12 protein-coding genes are annotated in these 18,903 nt (G+C 72.3%); 5 read left to right on the plus strand and 7 right to left on the minus strand.

Going from position 1 to position 18,903, the window contains the following annotated elements:
- Nucleotides 1–160: 160 nt before the first annotated feature.
- Complete coding sequence (locus RLT57_RS09620; RefSeq protein WP_311296954.1) at nt 161–2,230, plus strand: hypothetical protein; 2,070 nt, start codon at nt 161–163, stop codon at nt 2,228–2,230.
- 13 nt (nt 2,231–2,243) lie between these two features.
- Nucleotides 2,244–3,818 carry a hypothetical protein gene (locus tag RLT57_RS09625; protein ID WP_311296955.1) on the plus strand — a complete coding sequence of 525 codons (1,575 nt, stop codon included), beginning with the start codon at nt 2,244–2,246 and terminating at the stop codon, nt 3,816–3,818.
- On the opposite strand, the gene RLT57_RS09630 is transcribed toward RLT57_RS09625, so the two are convergent.
- From RLT57_RS09630 to RLT57_RS09640, 3 genes are all read right to left on the minus strand, one after another.
- Nucleotides 3,815–8,806 carry an NAD-glutamate dehydrogenase gene (locus RLT57_RS09630; protein WP_311296956.1) on the minus strand — a complete coding sequence of 1,664 codons (4,992 nt, stop codon included), beginning with the start codon at nt 8,804–8,806 and terminating at the stop codon, nt 3,815–3,817. The two genes, RLT57_RS09625 and RLT57_RS09630, sit on opposite strands and share 4 nt — an antisense overlap.
- A 266-nt stretch (nt 8,807–9,072) precedes the next feature.
- Nucleotides 9,073–9,726: an HAD family hydrolase gene (locus RLT57_RS09635; RefSeq protein WP_311296957.1), complete on the minus strand. Its 654-nt coding sequence runs from the start codon at nt 9,724–9,726 to the stop codon at nt 9,073–9,075.
- 213 nt (nt 9,727–9,939) lie between these two features.
- Nucleotides 9,940–10,446 (minus strand): DUF6912 family protein, encoded by a 507-nt coding sequence (locus RLT57_RS09640; RefSeq protein ID WP_311296958.1) that lies wholly within the window; start codon nt 10,444–10,446, stop codon nt 9,940–9,942.
- A 140-nt stretch (nt 10,447–10,586) separates the two neighbouring features.
- On the opposite strand from RLT57_RS09640, the gene RLT57_RS09645 reads away from it, so the two are divergent.
- Nucleotides 10,587–11,126 (plus strand): Rv3235 family protein, encoded by a 540-nt coding sequence (locus RLT57_RS09645; RefSeq protein ID WP_311296959.1) that lies wholly within the window; start codon nt 10,587–10,589, stop codon nt 11,124–11,126.
- Between the two features lie 185 nt (nt 11,127–11,311).
- On the opposite strand, the gene secA is transcribed toward RLT57_RS09645, so the two are convergent.
- A complete protein-coding gene (gene secA, locus RLT57_RS09650; RefSeq protein ID WP_311296960.1) occupies nt 11,312–14,116 on the minus strand; it encodes a preprotein translocase subunit SecA in 2,805 nt (934 codons plus the stop codon).
- Nucleotides 14,117–14,355: 239 nt separating this feature from the next.
- Here secA and RLT57_RS09655 point away from each other — a divergent pair, with 239 nt between their 5' ends.
- Both RLT57_RS09655 and RLT57_RS09660 read left to right on the plus strand, forming a co-directional pair.
- Nucleotides 14,356–14,940: a GNAT family N-acetyltransferase gene (locus RLT57_RS09655; protein WP_311296961.1), complete on the plus strand. Its 585-nt coding sequence runs from the start codon at nt 14,356–14,358 to the stop codon at nt 14,938–14,940.
- 151 nt (nt 14,941–15,091) lie between these two features.
- Nucleotides 15,092–16,279 carry a winged helix-turn-helix domain-containing protein gene (locus RLT57_RS09660; RefSeq protein WP_311296962.1) on the plus strand — a complete coding sequence of 396 codons (1,188 nt, stop codon included), beginning with the start codon at nt 15,092–15,094 and terminating at the stop codon, nt 16,277–16,279.
- Between the two features lie 45 nt (nt 16,280–16,324).
- On the opposite strand, the gene RLT57_RS09665 is transcribed toward RLT57_RS09660, so the two are convergent.
- From RLT57_RS09665 to RLT57_RS09675, 3 genes are all read right to left on the minus strand, one after another.
- On the minus strand, nt 16,325–17,065 hold the full coding sequence (locus RLT57_RS09665; protein ID WP_399128362.1) for a response regulator: 741 nt from the start codon (nt 17,063–17,065) through the stop codon (nt 16,325–16,327).
- Between the two features lie 110 nt (nt 17,066–17,175).
- The gene (gene hpf / locus RLT57_RS09670) at nt 17,176–17,865 is read right to left on the minus strand and encodes a ribosome hibernation-promoting factor, HPF/YfiA family (protein WP_311296964.1); all 690 of its coding nucleotides are present in this window, start codon (nt 17,863–17,865) and stop codon (nt 17,176–17,178) included.
- Between the two features lie 255 nt (nt 17,866–18,120).
- Complete coding sequence (locus tag RLT57_RS09675) at nt 18,121–18,885, minus strand: ComF family protein (protein ID WP_311296965.1); 765 nt, start codon at nt 18,883–18,885, stop codon at nt 18,121–18,123.
- Between the last annotated feature and the right edge of the window lie 18 nt (nt 18,886–18,903).

Raw genomic sequence — 18,903 nt, forward strand, 5'->3', positions numbered from 1 at the left:
GCATCGGGCGGCGGCGGGGTCCGGCGTCCCGCCGGCTCGCGGTAGGCCGGGGCCGTCCGCCACCTGGTCGTAGGGCGCTGGCGGTGCCCGCGTGGCGGGCCGGGCGGCGGTGTACTCCTTGGCAGGCTCTGGGGGCGAGCCGCCGGAACCTGGAGCTGTCATGACATCGCATGAGCTGATCCCCGACGCGCGGCGACCCGGGCAGGCGGAGGCGGCCGGCGGAGGGCCGCCGGGGCCCCAGCCCCCGCCCCGGCCGTGGTTCCGGCCCCTGCTCCGGTTCCGGCCCCTGCTCCGGGAAGCGGCGATCGCGGGCGGTCCCGCGCTGCTGGCGGTGTACCTGGGCTACCGGAACCGCTGGGTCGGCGACGACGGCATGATCTACACCCGCACGGTCCGCCAGCTGCTGGCCGGCCACGGCCCCGTGTTCAACGTCGGCGAGCGCGCCGAGGCGTCCACCGGCACCCTCTGGCAGTGGCTGGTCGCGGGCGCCGCCCGCCTCTCCTCCCGCGACCCCTCCGTGGTCGCCGTCGCCCTCGGCATCCTGCTCACCGGCGCGGGCTACTTCCTGGCCGTCGCCGCGGCCCGCACGGCGGTACGCCCGTGGTCCGCGGCCCCCCTGCTGCCCCTGGGCATGCTCGTCCTGCTCGCGGTCAAAGCGGACTGGGACTACGCCACCTCCGGCCTGGAGAACGGCCTCACCACCGCCTGGATCGGCCTGTCCTGGTGGCTGCTGGTGCGGGCGGGCGCCGCCGGACGCACCCGTACCGGAACGGGTGACGGCCCGTCCGCCCGTACGGCCCCGGGCGCCGTACCCACCCGCGCAGGCGGGTCCGGCGGCGCAGGCGGGTCCGACAGCGCGTCGTCGCACGCGGGTACCGGCGGCAGCGCGTCCTCCGGTACGGAGTTCGGCGACGGCCCGGCCGCCCGTACGGTCGCCGGCCGCGGTCCTCGTACGCCCGCGTTCGGCCGGTCCGGCCGTACGGCCCCGGGCGCCGCGCCCCTCGCCGCGGCCGGCGGGTCCCCCGGGCCCCGGGCACACGCCGCCGCCTTCGTGCTCGGCCTCGGGCCCCTGGTGCGGCCCGACCTCGCGCTGGTCGGCGCGGTGTTCCTGGCCGCCCTGTGGCTTCTGCTGCGCCCCCGTCCGGGGCACGCCCTGTGGCTGGTGGGCGCCGCGGTCGCGCTGCCCGCCGGGTACGAGGTGTTCCGGGCCGGGTACTACGGGGTCCTCGTCCCGCTCCCCGCGCTGGCCAAGGAAGCCTCGGACCCGGTGTGGACGCGCGGCTTCGCGTACTTCGGCGACTTCGCCGACCCGTACCGGCTGTGGCTGCCCCTGACGCTGCTCGCAGCGCTGGCCGTCCACCTGCCGGGGCGCGCGGCCCTGCGCCCGGAACTGCTCGCGCCGCCGGTCGCGGGGCTGCTGTCCTGGCTGTACGTGTGCCGGGTCGGCGGCGACTTCATGCACGGCCGGCTGCTGGTGCCCGGCCTGCTGCTGCTGATGCTGCCGGTGTGCGCGGTGCCGCTGTCGCGGCGGACGGGCGCGGTCGCGGGCGCGCTGGCGGTGTGGGCGGTGTGCTGCGCACTGCTGTGGCGGCCGGCCGCGTCCAGCGGAGATCCCTACCTGATCCTCGACGAGCAGCGCGACTACACCGTCTACACCGGCTCCCCGCACCCGGTCGGCGAGGCGGTCCACGCCCGACGGCCCAAACCGCTGCGCCCGGCGGTCCGCGCGGCCGAGGCGGCGGGCCGGCCCGTACTGCTGCTGCCGGTCCCGCCCGCGGCGGACCGTTTCGTCCCGCTGCCGCTGGCCCGCCGCCTCGGCCACCGGATCGCCAGCTCGTACGACCTGCTCGGCTACAACGGCATCGTGACCCCGCTGGGCGACACCTCCGTGGATCCGCTCGGCCTGGCCTACCCGCTGGCCGCCCACCAGGCCCGCGACGCGTTTCGTACGGCGGGCCGCTCCGGCCACGAGAAGCCGCTCGACCCGGCCTGGATCGTCGCCGACTACACCGATCCCGGCGCCGCCCTGCCGGCCGGCCTCGACCCGGCCCGGGTGCGGGCCGCCCGCCACGCCCTGACCTGCGGCCCGCTCGCCGAGCTCCAGGCGTCCGTGCGCGCCCCGCTGACCCCCGGCCGCTTCGTCCGCAACCTGCTGGGCGCCTGGTCCCGTACGTCCTTCCGCTACCCCGACGACCCGGTCGAGGCGGAGCGCGCCCTGTGCCGGGGCTGAGAGAGAGGCCGCCATGGCGGTAGCGGCTCCCCGCCGGCCGCCGCTCCCGCCGGCCCGTCCGCCCCGGCGGCCGGGCCGACGGCGCCCGACGCCGTATCCGCTGTTCGGCGGCGCCTGCTGGCTGCTGCTGGCGGTGGTGACCTGGCACACCCCGATCGCCTCGGACTTCGGGCAGCACGCGGCGGCCGTGGAACAGGTCCGGGCGGACTGGCGGCACCCCGGCAACCCGCTGCTGAAGGCACCGGGCACCGGCAGCCCGTACTACTCGCCGTACATCGTGCTGCTCGGCCTGGTGGCGAAGGCGACCGGCGCGGCGGGGTGGACGGTCGTGCGCTGCTGCGGGCCGGTGAACCTCGCGCTGCTGGTCGCGGGGGTCGGCGCCTACGCGCGGACGCTCAGCGGGCGGCCCTGGGCGCCGGTGTACGCGCTGGCGGCGTTCACCCTGCTGTGGGGGGTGCGCGGGACGGAGTGGAGCGGGTTCTGCGGGGTGTGGTCACTGACCCGGGGGGCCTGCTACCCGAGCACCTTCGCGGTGGGGCTCTCCTTTCTGCTGTGGGCCGGGGCGGACCGGCTGGCCCGGCGGGGCGGACCGGCCCGGTGCTACGCCGGGCTCGGGCTGCTGGGCGCGGTGCTGCTGCTGATCCACCCGGTGACCGCGCTGGCCGCCGTGGTCGGTGCGGTGGCGACGGTGGCCGGCCGGCAACGCCGCTGGTCGGCGCGCGCCGCCGCCCGCTGGGGACTGGCCGCCGCAGTGGCGGTCGCGGCGGCCGGGGTGTGGCCGTACTTCGACGTGTTCGCGCTGGCCGGCGACACCTCGCTGGACTACCTGCACCGCAGGCTCTACCAGCACCCCTTCCGCTGGTACGGCCTGGCGGCGGCCGGCCTGCCGGCCCTGCTGCGGCGGGCCGTCCGGCGGCCGCGGGACCCGCTGGCGGTGATGTTCGCGCTGTTCGCCGTGCTCGCCGGCTACGGCTGGCTGAGCGGGCACTACGTCTACGGCCGGGTGTTCGCGCTGGCTCTGGTCCCGCTCCAGTTCTCCCTGGCGGTCGCCCTCGCGGCGCCGCGGCCGTGGGCCGGGCCGCGGCGGGCGCTGCTGCCGGTGGCGGCGGTCGCGCTGTGCTGCGGCCTGGTGGCGCAGGCGGGGGCGGTGGTGCCCCGCCGCTTTCTGCCGGTCGCCCTGGACCACCCTCGGCGCTGGCACGACTACCGCTGGGTGACCCGCCTGGTGCCGCCCGGCGAGGTGGTCCTCACCGACGGGTACGCGGCCACGCACGCCCTGCCCGCGTACGGGATCTTCCTCATCGCGCCCACCTGGCCCGACCCGGCGGCCCCGGCCGCCGACACCGCCCGCCGCTCCGCCGACCTGCGCGCCTACTTCGCCCCCGGGAGTGACGCTTCCGTGCGGCGCCTGATCGTGCGGCGCTACGACGCGCGCTGGCTGCTGCTGACCCGGGGTGAGGACGTCCCCTACGAAGGCCGCTCGGTGGCCTGGAGTGAGGTCTCGCAGGAGCGACTGGTGCGGCTGTCGCCCGAAGCGGCGGGCCGTACCGACGACGGCGTACGGCCCGCCCTCCCGCATCCCGGCTAGCGGTGCGTGCGCAGCAGCGTCCGGAAGGTCCGCATCGCCACCGACAGGCTGGCCAGGTCAAACTCCTCCGCCCCCTGGATCTCCTCCAGCGTGATGCGGGCCCGGCTGATCAGCCCGGCGTTCTTGTCCTCCCAGCCCCGGTAGCGCTGCTCCGGTGTGGCTCCCCCGGCGCCGGCCGCCAGCACGTCCGCGGTGAGCGCGGCATGCGCCGCGAACAGGTCCTCGCGGATCGCCGCCCGCGCCATCGACTGCCAGCGGTCGGCCCTCGGCAGCAGGATGATCCGGTCCAGCAGCTTGGTGATTCCGAGCCGGTCGGCCAGGTCGAAGTAGACCTCGGCGACCTCCAGTGGTTCCTTGCCGCTGCGGTCGGCGACATCCACGATGTCCAGTGTCGGGAAGGCCGAGGAGAACCCGGCGACCCGGTTCGCCAGCTGCTCCGGCACCCCGGCCCCGGTCAGCTCGTCGTGCAGCGACCGGTACCATTCCAGGTCGGCGCCCCGCAGCAGCTTCGGCAGCTGCGCCCAGACCGTGTGCACCCCTTCAATGAAGAAGTCGATGGTCTCGGCGATCCGCAGCGGTTGCAGCCGGTTGTTGAGCAGCCAGCGGGTGCCGCGCTCGACCAGCCGCCGCGAGTGCAGCCTGATCCGGGTCTGCACGTCGGCGGCCACGACGCTGTCCAGCGCCTCCACCTGGTCCCAGATCCGTCCCAGGTCGAAGATCGCGCGGGCGGCCGTGTGCGCCCTGACGATCTCGTCGGTCGTCGCGCCGATCTCCTCCTTGAAGCGGTGCAGGAAGGTGGTGCCGGCGGAGTTCACGGTGTCGTTGACCAGCACCGTGGTGATGATCTCGCGGTGCAGCGCGTGGTTGTCGATCTGCTGCTCGAACCGCTCCCGCAGCGGGACCGGGAAGTAGGCGTGCAGCAGGGAGCGCAGATAGGGGTCGTCGGGCAGGTCGGTGCGGATCAGCTCGTCGGCGGCGGTGATCTTGGCGTAGGCGAGGATCACCGCGAGCTCCGGCTGGGTCAGCCCCTGGCCGGCGGCCAGCCGCTCGCGGATCTGCCGGTCGGTGGGCAGGAACTCCAGCGCCCGGTCCAGGTGCCCCTCCCGTGCCAGCCGCCGGATGAGCCGCTGGTGGGCGTGGAGCAGGCTGCTGCTCTGCGCCATGCTGTTGGCCAGCGCGACGTTCTGCGCGTAGTTGTTGCGCAGCACCAGGGCGCCGACCTCGTCGGTCATCTCGGCCAGCAGACCGTTGCGCTGCTTGACCGTCAGATCCCCCGCGGTGACCACGCTGTTGAGCAGGATCTTGATGTTGACCTCGTGGTCGGAGGCGTCCACCCCGGCGCTGTTGTCGATGGCGTCGGTGTTGATCCGGCCGCCCGAGCCGTCGGGGCCGCCGGACCGGGCGAACTCGATCCGGCCGAGCTGGGTGAAGCCCAGGTTGCCGCCCTCACCGACCACCTTGACCCGCAGCTGCGACCCGTCGATCCGGATCGCGTCGTTGGCCTTGTCGCCGACGTCCGCCTGTGTCTCGGTGGACGCCTTGACGTAGGTGCCGATTCCGCCGTTCCACAGCAGGTCCACCGGGGCCTGCAGGATCGCCTTCATCAGCTCCGCGGGGGTGGTCTTCGCGGCGCGGGACTCGATGCCGAGCGCGGCGCGGACGTTCGCGCTCAGCGGGATCGCCTTGGCGGTCCGCGGGTAGACACCGCCGCCGCCGGAGATCAGCGCGGTGTCGTAGTCGGCCCAGGAGGAGCGCGGCAGCTCGAACAGCCGGCGCCGCTCGGCGTAGGAGGCGGCCGGGTCCGGGTTGGGGTCGAGGAAGATGTGCCGGTGGTCGAAGGCGGCGACCAGCCGGATGTGCTCCGACAGCAGCATGCCGTTGCCGAACACGTCACCGGACATGTCGCCGATGCCGACGACCGTGAAGTCCTCTTCCTGGGTGTTGTGGCCGGTTTCCCGGAAGTGTCGTTTCACCGACTCCCAGGCACCACTGGAGGTGATGGCCATCTTCTTGTGGTCGTAGCCGACCGAGCCGCCCGAGGCGAAGGCGTCACCGAGCCAGAAGCCGTAGCTGACGGCGACCTCGTTGGCGATGTCGGAGAAGGCCGCGGTGCCCTTGTCCGCGGCGACCACCAGGTACGTGTCGTCCTCGTCGTGCCGGACCACGCTCTGCGGCGGGACCACCTCGCCGGCCACCAGGTTGTCGGTGATGTCCAGCAGGCCGGAGATGAACGTCTTGTACGAGGAGATGCCCTCGGCGAGCCAGGCGTCCCGGTCGACGGCCGGGTCGGGCAGCCGCTTGCCGACGAAGCCGCCCTTGGCGCCGACCGGCACGATCACGGTGTTCTTGACCATCTGCGCCTTGACCAGGCCCAGCACCTCGGTGCGGAAGTCCTCCCGGCGGTCGGACCAGCGCAGACCGCCGCGGGCGACCTTGCCGAACCGCAGGTGCACGCCCTCCACCCGCGGCGAGTACACCCAGATCTCGAACGCCGGCCGGGGCGCCGGCAGTTCGGGGATCGCCTGCGGGTCGAACTTCATCGACAGGTAGGCGTGCGGCCGGCCCTTGCTGTCGCGCTGGAAGAAGTTGGTGCGCAGTGTCGCCTTGATCAAAGTGAGGAACGCCCGCAGGATGCGGTCCTCGTCCAGGCTGGCCACCTGGTCGAGCGCGCCGTCCAGCTCCTCCAGGATGCCGTCGGTCAGTTCGCTGCCGGCCCGCTGATGGTCGGGGGACAGCCGGGCCTGGAAGAGGTTGGTCAGCAGCCGGGTGGTGTGGACGTTGTTACGGAGGGTGTCCTCCATGTAGTCCTGGCTGAAGGTCGAACCGGCCTGCCGCAGGTACTTCGCGTAGGCCCGCAGCACCAGCGCCTGCCGCCAGTCGAGCCCGGCCCGCAGCACCAGCGAGTTGAAGCCGTCGTTCTCCGCACGGTCGGTCCAGGTCGCGGCGAACGCCTCCTGGAACCGCTCCTTCGCGTCGTCCCCCAGCTCCCCGAGCGCCGGGTCCAGCCGCAGACCGAAGTCGTAGATCCAGGCCCGGGAGTCGTCGGTGCGGCGCAGCTCGTAGGGGCGCTCGTCCACGACCTCCACACCGAGCCGCTGCAGCACCGGCAGCACCGCGGACAGCGAGACAGGCGCGCCGGTGCGGTACATCTTGAAACGCGGCTCCTCGGCGACCGCGCCCACCGGCTCGTACAGGTTGAGCGTGAAGTCGTCCTCGCCCAGGCTTTCCAGGTGCTGGAGGTCGGCGACCGCGGAGCGCGGCCCGAAGTCGGCCCGGTAGCCGTCGGGGAACGCCTGTGCGTACCGCCGGACCAGCTCGGCCGCCTTCTCCTCCCCGCACTCCTCGGCGAGCGCCTCGCCGAAGGCGTCCGACCAGGAGCGGGTGGCCTCCGACAGCCGGTTCTCGATCCGCTCCACGTCCGCGTCGTTGAGCTGCGGCAGCGGGGTGCCGGGGTCCACCCGGATCACGAAGTGCAGCCGGGACAGCACCGACTCGGTGTTCCAGGCGGTGAAGTCGGCGCTGTGGCCGCCCAGCTCCTCCTGGAGGATGTTGGTCAGCCGGGTGCGTACCGCCGTCGTGTAGCGGTCGCGCGGCAGGTACACCAGTGCCGAGTAATAGCGGCCGTACTCGTCCTGCCGCAGGAACAGCCGCAGTTTCCGGCGCTCCTGGAGGTACAGCACGCTGGTGGCGATGGACCGCAGTTCGTCGGCGGGTGTCTGGAACAGCTCGTCGCGCGGGTAGGTCTCCAGGATCTGCAGCAGGTCCCGGCCGTCGTGGCTGTCCGGGCTGAACCCGGCACCGTCCAGTACCTCGTCGACCTTGCGGCGGATCACCGGGACCCGCCGGATCGACTCCGTGTAGGCGGCCGACGAGAACAGGCCGAGGAACCTGCACTCCCCGACCACGTTGCCCTCGGCGTCGAACCGCTTGACGCCCACGTAGTCCAGGTACGAGGGGCGGTGCACCGTGGAGCGGCTGTTGGCCTTGGTAAGGACCAGCAGCCGGTGCTCCCGGGCCTTGGCCCGGGCGTCGGCGGGCAGCCTGCTGAACGACGCCGAGCCGGCGTGGCCCAGGTGTCCCGTCCGGGCGGTGTCGGCGCCCGGGTGTCCGGGGTGGGTGCTGTCGGCGCGCGGGTGCACCGGGTCGGAGCGCAGGATGCCGAGGCCCGTGCCGGGGACCGCGACCAGCACGTCCTCCTCGGTGCCGGCGGCACCGGTCTCGGTGCCGAGCCGGTATTCGCGGTAGCCGAGAAAGGTGAAGTGGTCCTCGCAGAGCCAGCGCATCAGCTCCACCGCCTCGCCGGTCTCCTGCTCGGGCAGCGGCGGCGGGGTCGCGGCCAGGTCGTCGGCGATGGACTGCGCCGCCTGCCGCATCTTCGTCCAGTCCTCGACGGACTCGCGGACGTCGGAGAGCACCCGGCGCAGGTCGTCGGCGATCTCCCTGAGGTCGGCCCGGTCGGTCTCCCGGTCGATCTCCACATGGATCCAGGACTCGAGCAGCACGTCGTGCGGCAGCGGCTCGCCCTCGGGTACGCAGCCCGAGCCGATGACCTCCAGGAGCTTGCCGGTGACGTCCCGGCGGACCTGGAACTGCGGGTGGAACACCACGTGGATGGCGCGGTCGGCCTGGTTGAGTGCGCTGGTCACCGAGTCGACCAGGAACGGCATGTCGTCGGTGACGACCTCGACGACGGTGTGCTTGCTCTGCCAGCCGTTCTCTTCGACGGTCGGCGTGTGCACCCGGACGTTGGCGGTGCCCTGCGGGCGGTTCTCCGCGAGCCGGTGGTGGGACAGCGCGGCGCCGAAGACGTCGACCGGATCGCGGTCCACCAGGTCCTCGGGTGCGCTGTGCAGGTAGTAACGCTGGAGAAACGCGGTCAGCGCCTCTGCGTCGAGGCCCTGGCCGGGTACTCCCGCCGGGCTGTTCTCACCGACCCGGGCCGCCCGTTCCAGCAGCTCGGCCTTGGCTTCGTCCAGCTTGGTCTGCATGTCCTCTGACTCCTGTCGCGCGCCGTTGCGTGACGTCGGGTGATGGCACGATCTCCCACGGCACGGGGTTGCCGCTGAGCGGCGGCACTGTGCCGGAATGGGGGTTGGTCGTGCCGGCGAGCACGGATCGGCCCCGGGTGCACGGATCAACGGTGATCACGACGGCAAGGCTATCGCTCCGACCAGGGTCTCCGTGTGCGCCGCCTTCGTACAAATGCATCGCACATCTTTTGCCCAATTGGCCAGAAACCGCGTTCCGCCCCAGGTCAGCCTGCTATTCGTTCGGCCACTCGAACAGCTTCGGTGAGGGTGTCCACCACCGGTACCCCGGCCGCCTCCAGACTCCGCCGGCTGCCGGAGCCGCCGGTGTAGAGGACCGCGGAAGCGCCCACGTGGGCCGCCGCCGCGGCGTCGTCCACCGCGTCGCCGATCACCACCACCCGGTCGGTGCCCACACCTTCGAGGGAGGCCAGGTGACGGGCCATCTGCTCCGCCTTGCCCGCGGTGGACGGTCCGGTGCGGCCGTCCACCCGGACGAAGTGCCGGTCGATCCCGTGCGAGGTGACCATCGGCAGCAGCAGCTCGTGCGGGGCGAGCGAGCACAGCGACTGAGTGAGGCCGGCCGACTGCCGGGCGGTGAGCAGTTCCAGGGCGCCCTCGGCCAGACCGCAGGCCTCGGCCAGGGTCCGGTAGTGCCGGTGGAAGGTCGCGTCCATGACGGCCCACTCGGCGTCGGTGGGCAGCCGGCCGATGAGCCGCTCGTAGAAGCGGGGCACCGGTACGCAGTACAGATCGCGGTAGCGGTCAAGGGTGATCGGTGGCAGGCCGAGTTCGGCGAAGGAGGCGTTGGTGGCCCCGATCACCGCGTCGATGTCGTGGAACAGGGTGCCGTTCCAGTCCCACACAAGGTGCGCGTTCACAGGGAAAAAGGTACCCGCGCGGTGCGACAGCCCGTTTCCGGCCTGTGGACAACTCACGTCGGCCGTGCGAACTCGGGCCGCCCGCGGCCGCAAAGCCCGGCCGGACCACGGCATCCGCGCCCCGCCGGAACCCGGAATCAGGCCCGTCCCGAAGCCCCGGCGCGGACTCCGGGCGGACGCCGCCCCGGCCGGAGTCCGCGCCGAACCCCCCGTTCATCCGATCAGGTTGGGAATCTCCTGCGTCGCGTACCACAGCAGTTCGTGGTCCTCGGCCCCGTCCACCGTGAACTGAGCGTCGTCGTCCCCGGCGTCGGCCGCCCCCAACGCGGCGGCGGCCTCGCGGACATCGTGCTCGGCCCCGTCCGCGTCCAGATGGACGGCCGCGGCCCTGGCCAGCGGGACGCTCCTGCTCAGCCGCACCTCGCCCAACGCCGCCGGGTCCAGGCCGAGGTCCGGGTCGTACCGCACCTCGCCGTCGCCGACGTCCACCGCGAGCACCACCCGGCGGCGCGGCACGTCCGGATGCGTGGCCAGCAGCCGCAGCGACGACTGGGCCGCACGCGTCAACGCCGCGTACTCCAGTTCCTCTATGTCGTCGGAGACGTACCACTCGCGCAGGCTGGGCGTCACGGCATAGGCGTCCAGCGGTCCAGGCCCTATCTCGCCTGCCTTGTACGCCTCGGCGAGCCCGCTCAGCGTGGTGGGAATGTAGACGCGCATGGCGTGAAGCATACGTGCGCGACCATCCAGATAGGTGAATCTCGCGCGGGCCCCCGACAGCCGCCCGCCCGTTTGCCCCGAACTCCCGCGGCCCCCTACAACCGGCCCTACCACCCGGTAACGATCTTGGGAGCCCACCCATGCGCGGCCCAGCCCTGCCTCCGCCCACCCCGTCGCCCTCCGCTCCTGCGGCCCGCCGCCCGGCCGGCGCCGCACCGCCCGGCCGCCGCGACACCCGCCGCCCGCCGAACCGGCCGAGCCCCGCCCCGCGCCCCGCCCCGCTTCCCGCCACGGCTCCCGCGGCCGCGCCCGCCGGGCCCCGCGCCCCACGCCCGCTCCCGCCCCACGTCTGGTTCGCCGGCCGGCTGCTCGACGTCCTGACCGGTCGGCGGCCCCTGACCTGCCTGGCCGGACGGGTCCGCGACGAGGCGTACCAGCGGCTGTGGGAGCTGCACGCGGCCCGCACCGACTGGCGCCACCGGGTCCGGGGCCGTACCCCTTACGTGTACCGCTGCCGCGTTTTCCGTACCACCGGCGGGGCCCTCGAAGTGGCCGCCGTCGTCGCGCTCGACCAGGACGTCTTCCGGGCCCTGGCCTTCCGCATCGAACCCGGCGACGACGAGTCGGGCCCCGGCTACGGCGCCGCCCGCTGGCGCTGCACCGCAGTGGCCGCCCGATGACGCCGGCGACCGGCTGCCGTACGGGGACCGGGCCGGCAGGGTCCGCCGCGGAGGACCGCGCGCCCCGCGGCCACCGGCCGCACCCGCCGGGCCGCCGGCCGCGTGCCCCCGGGCACACGGCCGGCTCGGGGCCGGACCTTGACGGTCCGGCCCCGAGCCGGTGGAACTGCCGCGTACCGCGCGCGCTACTTCTTGCGCCGCCGGCCGCCCCTGGCCGCCCGGCGGCGCTCGGCGCGGGTCGTCTGGCTCTCGTCCTCGGCGGCGCCGCCCGCGTCCACCGCGGCACCGGCGAAGTCGCCCTCGACGACCCCGCCCTCGCCGTCCACCGAGGGGGCGGAGAAGTGCAGCCGGTCGGCCCGCTTGGGGGCGTCCAGGCCCTTGGCGCGGATCTCCGGCCGGGCGTCCTTGACCAGCGACGGCGGCGTGTCCTGGACCGCGGCCGCGACCGGGACCTCCTCGACCTGCTGCTCGACCTGGACTTCCAGGTTGAACAGGTAGCCGACGGACTCCTCCTTGATGCCGTCCATCATGGCCGTGAACATGTCGAAGCCCTCACGCTGGTACTCCACCAGCGGGTCGCGCTGCGCCATCGCGCGCAGCCCGATGCCCTCCTGGAGGTAGTCCATCTCGTAGAGGTGCTCACGCCACTTGCGGTCCAGCACGGAAAGCACCACACGCCGCTCCAGCTCGCGCATGATCTCCTCACCGAGCTGCTTCTCCCGCTCGGCGTACTGTTCGTGGATGTCGTCCTTGACCGACTCGGCGATGAACTCGGCGGTGATACCGGCCCGGTCGCCGGCCGCCTCCTCCAGCTCCTCGACGGTGGTCTTGGCCGGGTAGAGCTGCTTGAAGGCGCCCCACAGCCGCTCCAGGTCCCAGTCCTCGGCGAAGCCCTCGCGGGTCTCGGCGTCGATGTACGCGTCGATGGTGTCGTCCATGAAGTGCTGCACCTGCTCGTGCAGGTCCTCGCCCTCCAGGACGCGGCGGCGCTCGCCGTAGATGACCTCGCGCTGCCGGTTGAGCACCTCGTCGTACTTGAGGACGTTCTTGCGGATCTCGAAGTTCTGCTGCTCCACCTGCGACTGGGCGGAGGCGATGGCCCGGGTGACCATCTTGTTCTCGATCGGCACGTCGTCCGGCACGTTCGCCATGGACATCACGCGCTCGACCATCTGCGCTTTGAACAGCCGCATCAGGTCGTCGCCCAGCGAGAGGTAGAAACGGGACTCGCCGGGGTCGCCCTGCCGGCCGCTGCGGCCGCGGAGCTGGTTGTCGATCCGGCGCGACTCGTGGCGCTCGGTGCCCAGCACGTACAGGCCGCCGAGCTCCTTGACCTCCTCGAACTCGGCCTTGACGGCCGCCGCGGCGCGCTCGAGCGCCTCGGGGAGGGCAGCGGCCCACTCCTCGACGTGCTCGCCCGGGTCGAGGCCGCGCTGCCGCAGCTCCGCCTCGGCGAGGTCGTCGGGGTTGCCGCCGAGCTTGATGTCGGTACCGCGGCCGGCCATGTTGGTCGCGACGGTGACCGCGCCCTTGCGGCCCGCCTGGGCCACGATGGACGCCTCACGGTCGTGCTGCTTGGCGTTGAGCACCTCGTGCGGCACCCCGCGCTTGGACAGCTGCGCCGACAGGTACTCCGACTTCTCAACGGAGACGGTGCCGACCAGGACCGGTTGGCCCTTCTCGTGCTTCTCCACGATGTCCTCGACCACGGCCGCGAACTTCGCCTCTTCCGTGCGGTAGATCAGGTCCGGCTTGTCGAGGCGCTGCATCGGGCGGTTGGTCGGGATCGGGACCACGCCGAGCTTGTAGATCTGGTGGAACTCCGCGGCCTCGGTCATCGCCGTACCGGTCATACCGCAGAGCTTGTCGTACAGGCGGAAGAAGTTCTGCAGGGTGATCGTGGCGAGCGTCTGGTTCTCGTCCTTGATGTCCACCCCCTCCTTCGCCTCAATCGCCTGGTGCATGCCCTCGTTGTAGCGGCGGCCGGCGAGGATACGGCCGGTGTGCTCGTCGACGATCATGACTTCGCCGTCCAGGACGACGTAGTCCTTGTCGTTCTTGTAGAGCTCCTTGGCCTTGATGGCGTTGTTCAGATAACCGACGAGCGGGGTGTTGACCGACTCGTAGAGGTTGTCGATGCCGAGCCAGTCCTCGACCTTGGTGACGCCGGACTCGTGGATGGCGACGGTGCGCTTCTTCTCGTCCACGTCGTAGTCGCCGGTCTCCTCCTTGCCGAGGCCGCCGGCCTCGCCGCGGTTGAGCCGCTTCACCAGGCGGGCGAAGTCGCTGTACCACTTGGTGGCCTGGTCGGCAGGACCGGAGATGATCAGCGGGGTGCGGGCCTCGTCGACGAGGATCGAGTCGACCTCGTCGACGATCGCGAAGTTGTGGCCGCGCTGGACCAGTTCGTCCTTCGACCACGCCATGTTGTCGCGCAGGTAGTCGAAGCCGAATTCGTTGTTGGTGCCATAGGTGATGTCACAGGCGTACTGCTCGCGGCGCTCGGCCGGCGACATGTTCGCCAGGATGCAGCCGACCTCCAGGCCGAGGAACTTGTGCACCCGGCCCATCCACTCCGAGTCGCGCTCGGCGAGGTAGTCGTTGACGGTGATGAGGTGCACGCCCTTGCCGGAGATGGCGTTCAGATAAGCGGGCAGGGTGCCGACCAGGGTCTTGCCCTCGCCGGTGCGCATCTCGGCGACATAACCGAGGTGCAGGGCCGCACCGCCCATGATCTGTACGTCGTAGTGGCGCTGTCCCAGAACGCGTTTGGCCGCCTCCCGAACGGTGGCGAACGCCTCAGGCAGCAGGTCGTCGAGCGACTCGCCCTCTTGATAGCGCTGCTTGTACTCGTCGGTGAGGGCCCTCAGCTCGGCATCGGAAAGGTTGAGGAAATCCTCTTCGATGGAATTGACCTGGTCCGCGATGCGGTGCAGCTTGCGCAGGATCTTGCCTTCACCTGCACGCATGATCTTGCTGATGACGGACACGTAGGCTGGCTCCTTGCCGGTCGGGCCTGGCGCGGCTCCCGCGCTGGCACAGCGGGGGGTTCTCGACTGTCTCGGACGGTGTACGGACGGTCTCGGCCCGGCTGCAACGGCCATGGTAAGCGAGGAGACCAGGAGGCCGGGAGGCCCGGTGGAGCCAAAACGGTTTTCCGGCGGCCCCGGGGCTCGGTGATACTCGGCCGCAGGTCCGTTGGCGTCTCACCCGGAAGGCACGGTCCCGTATGGAGCCGATCACCCTGACCACCGACCGCCTGCTGCTGCGCCCGTTCGAACCCGACGACGCGGACGCGGTGTACAAGGCGTGCCAGGACCCGGACATCCCGCGCTGGACGAACGTACCCGCGCCCTACACCCCGCAGCACGCGGCCGACTTCATCGGCAGGACCTGCCCCGACGGCTGGCGGGACGACACCCGCTACAACTTCGGCGTCTTCACCCGGGACACCGGCGCCCTGGTCGGCTCCATGGGTTTGGTGAGGCTGCGGCGCCTGCCCGCCCCCGACCACGAGGCCGAGCTCGGCTACTGGACGGCCAAGGAGCGGCGCGGCAACGGCTTCACCGTCGAGGCCACCCGCGCGATCTGCGACTGGGCGTTCGGGACGCTCGGCGTGGAGCGGATCGAGTGGTACGCCGAGGCCGGCAACGAGGGCTCCCGCGCGGTGGCCCGCAAGCTGGGCTTCGTCATGGAGGGCGTGATCCGCTCGAAGATCATCCACGAGGGCACGCGCCGGGACGCCTGGTCCGGTTCCCTGCTGCCGTCGGACTGGGACCGGGCGCAAGCCACCGCGTACCTGCCCCACCCGTAGGAGAGGTAGAGGTAGAAGGAGAAGGAGCCGGGCGGCTCCCCCCACGCCATTGGGCCGCGCACGGCCGGGGGACGCGGCGCGGGCCGGACGCCCGCGCAGGCCGCCCGCGCAGGCCGGGACGACTGTCAGCGGGTGGATCTACCCTTTCGCCATGACGCTCCTCCCGCCGCCGCAGCTCACCTTGTCCGCCGACGAGGCCCGCAGGATCGCGCTCAGGGCCCAGGGGTTCCTCGGCGCCCCCGATCGGCGGGCCGGCGTCCGCGGGGTGCTGAGGTCACTGGGCGCTGTGCAGCTCGACACCATCTCCGTGCTGGCCAGGTCGCACGAGCTGATCCCGTACGCCCGCCTGGGCGCGGTGGGCCGGGACGCGGTGGAGCGCGCGTACTGGACCGACAACCACGCCTTCGAGTACTGGTCGCACGCCGCCTGCATCCTCCCCGTCGAAGAGTGGCCGCATTTCGCCTTCCGCCGCCGGGCGCTGCGGGCCCGCGGCCACCGCTGGCACGTGCTCGCCGACGCCGACCGCTCCACCGCCGCCGTCCTCGACCAGCTCAAGGCCGAGGGCCCGCTGAACTCCACGCAGCTCGGCGGCGCCAAGAACGGCGGCCCCTGGTGGGACTGGTCCGAGACGAAGATCGCGGTGGAATGGCTGCTGGACACCGGCGAGGTGGTCTGCACCGAGCGACGCGGCTGGAAGCGCGTCTACGACCTGGCCGAGCGCGCCGTCCCCACCGGCCTGCTGCACGACGACCTGGACGACGCCGAGTGCATGCGCCGGCTGGTCGCTCAGGCGGGGGCGGCACTCGGTGTGGCCACCCGGTCCGACCTCGCGGACTACCACCGGCTCAAGGGTGAGCAGGTCACCGCGGTGATCGGGGACACCGGTCTGGTCCCGGTGGAGGTCGAGGGCTGGGGCAGGCCCGCCTGGGCCGACCCGGCGGCGCTGGCGAGCGAGCCGCGCGGCCGGCACCGCACGACGCTGCTGTCCCCCTTCGACTCACTGGTATGGGACCGGCCGCGCACCGAGCGGATCTTCGGCTTCACCCACCGGCTGGAGGCGTACACCCCCAAGCCGAAGCGGGTGCACGGCTACTTCGCGATGCCGCTGCTGGCGGGCGGCAGGCTGGTAGGGCGGGTGGACCCGGCCCGCGAGGGCCGGACCCTGGTGGCCCGGCAGGTGACCCTGGACGGGCCGAAGGCGGTACAACCCGCCGCCGACGCCATCACCGAGGCGGCCGGCTGGGTCGGCTGCACGGCGACACGGGTGGAGAGGGTACTGCCCGAGACGCTGCGCGCACCCCTGGCGGACGCGCTCCAGCACGCCCACGGCTCCGCCTGACCCCGCCCCCGTGCTCCACGCCGGGCCGGCCGGCCCCGCGCCCGGCTAGCGGATCTCCAGGATCTTCTCGCGCATCGCGTACACCACCGCCTCCATCCGGGAGTGCAGCTGCAGCTTCTCCAGGATGTTGCGTACGTGGTTCTTCACGGTGTTCTCGCTGATGAACAGCTGCTTGGCGATGTCCCGGTTGTTCAACCCGGTCGCCACCAGCTTGAGCACTTCCAGCTCCCGGTCGGTGAGCTTGGGCGCGGGCAGCAGCCGCCGCTCGTCGGTGCGCTGGATCATCGACTTGAACTCGGTCAGCAGCTTCGACGCCATCGACGGACTGATCTGCGACTGCCCGTCCGCGACCGCCCGGATCGCGGTCGCCACCTCGTCGGTGGAGATCTCCTTGAGCAGATAGCCGGTCGCCCCGGCCTTGATCGCCTCGTAGAGGTCGGCTTCCTCGTCGCTTATCGTCAGCATGATGATCTTGGCGCTCGGCACGACCTCCTTGATCGAGGTGCACGCCTCGATCCCACCGCGCCGCGGCATCCGCACATCCATCAGCACGATGTCCGGCAGCAGGTCGGCTGCCTTCTCCAGCGCCTCGGCGCCGTCTCCCGCCTCCCCGACGACCTGGATGTCCTCCTCCTGCGCGAGGACGATCTCCAGTCCCCGCCGGAACAGCGCGTGATCGTCCACCACCAGTACCCGGATGGGTTCGGCACGGGCCGGGCTCACGGGCGGCGCGTCATAGGGGACCGGGCCGCGCGCGCCGGGAGCCCCGTGGTCGAAATCCGGCATCAGATCCTCCCCTACAGACCAGAGTTGGGCACTGGTCCAGCATTTCACGTCCCCGCACGGTGGTGCCCCCAGGACAACCCCGGGGGCACCGACTGCCGCCTGTCTGCCGGTCAGGCTCCGTGGCGCAGCGCGTCGCCCGCGCCGGCCGGCTCCGGCGTTCCCGCCCCGTCCGCGTTCAGATGGATGACGCCGTAGTCGTAACCGTGCCGGCGGTAGACCACGCTCGGCAGCCCGGTCTCCCGGTCGACGAACAGGTAGAAGTCGTGCCCGACCAGCTCCATCTCGTAGAGCGCCTGGTCGAGTGCCATCGGCGTGGCGGCATGCGTCTTCTCCCGGACCACCATCGGCCCGTCACCGCGCACCTCCACCGGACCGACCTTCCTGATCGGCACTCCGTCAGCGGTGTGGTCGGCGGCGAACTCCCCGTCCCCATCCATCAAAGCCGTCCCCGGCACCCGCGCCGGGACCTCCGCGGCCGGCGTCCGGCCGCTCCCCCGGCGGGTGTGTCGCTTACTCGCGGCCTTGCGCAGCCGCGCCTCCAGCTTGGTGACCGCCGCGTCCAGCGCCGCGTACGGGTCCCCCGCCGCGGCTTCGGCCCGCACCACAGGACCGCGGGTGTTCAGCGTGATCTCCACGCGGTCGGCGTGATCCGCCTGTCGCGGGTTGAGCTCCTTGGACACCTCGACGTCGAGGCTGATCACCTTGCCGTCGAGCTTCTGGATCTTGTCCAGTTTCTCGGCCACATGCTTGCGGAACCTTTCAGGCACCTCTGTCTTGCGGCCTTTGACGACGATGTCCACGCAGAACTCCGTTCCGGATCACCCCGTTGACCGGGGGCGATCCCTTTCTGAGGCCGAACCGGATCCCAGACCCCGTCCGGCGCTGCGTCGGCTGCTGCCTCGCCGCCCGGGACATCCGGGATGCGAAGCCGCGGCTTTCACCTCCTTCTGCCCCACGGGGAAGTTCAACACCTCACGTGCCCGCTTCCCCTGTTCCCTCTCTCCCGAACATAGACCCGGAGAGTAGGGGTCGGCATCCCCAACGACACGCATCGTTCATTTGAATGAACCGCCTCCTCCACTGCCGGTCCTCTGCGCCGCCACCTGTCCCTGACCACTGCCGTCACCCGCGGAGGCGACCGCCTCCGGATCGCGCGGACCGGCCACCACCGCCGCTCCGGCGACCCGTCCGCCTGCCACCGCCACCGCACGCGCCGCCACGGTCAGTGAGGCTCCGGTGGTCATCAGGTCGTCGACCAGCACCACCGGAACGGCACTCAGCAAGGACGCCCCGCTCCCGTCGACCGCCACCGCGCCGGCGAGGTTGACCAGCCGCTCGGCCGCCGTCAGCTCGGACTGGTCGGCGACCGGCCGCCACTGCCGCAGCAGACTCGCCGCCCTGGCCGGCACACCCTGCCGGCGCAGTTCCCTGGCCGCCGCCCGGGCCATCCGGGCGGTCGCGTCGTGCCCGCGCCGGGCCACCGCCCGCCGCGCCGAGGGCACCGGCACCACCAGCAGCGGACCCGCGGCGCCCACCTGCCGTACCGCCGTGGCCAGTGCGACGCCCAATGGCCCGGCCAGCCCCAGCGCACCCCGCTCCTTGTGCGCCAGGACCACCGCCCGCACCTCGTCGCCGTACCGGCCGGCGGCGTAGACCGGTGGCAACCCGGGCGGCTCCGGGGACGGCCGCACGCGCCGTACCGAGGCCGCCCCGCCCAGCAGCCCCGTGCACCGCCCGCACAACTCCGTCCGCGGCAGCCCGCACCCCGCGCAGTCCACCGGCAGTACCAGCCCGGTGATCTCCTGCCACCAGCCCCGCATACGTCCACTGTGCGGCTC

Origin of the sequence: Streptomyces sp. ITFR-21, from assembly GCF_031844685.1 — a bacterium.
In the GTDB taxonomy this organism is placed as follows: Bacteria; Actinomycetota; Actinomycetes; order Streptomycetales; family Streptomycetaceae; genus Actinacidiphila.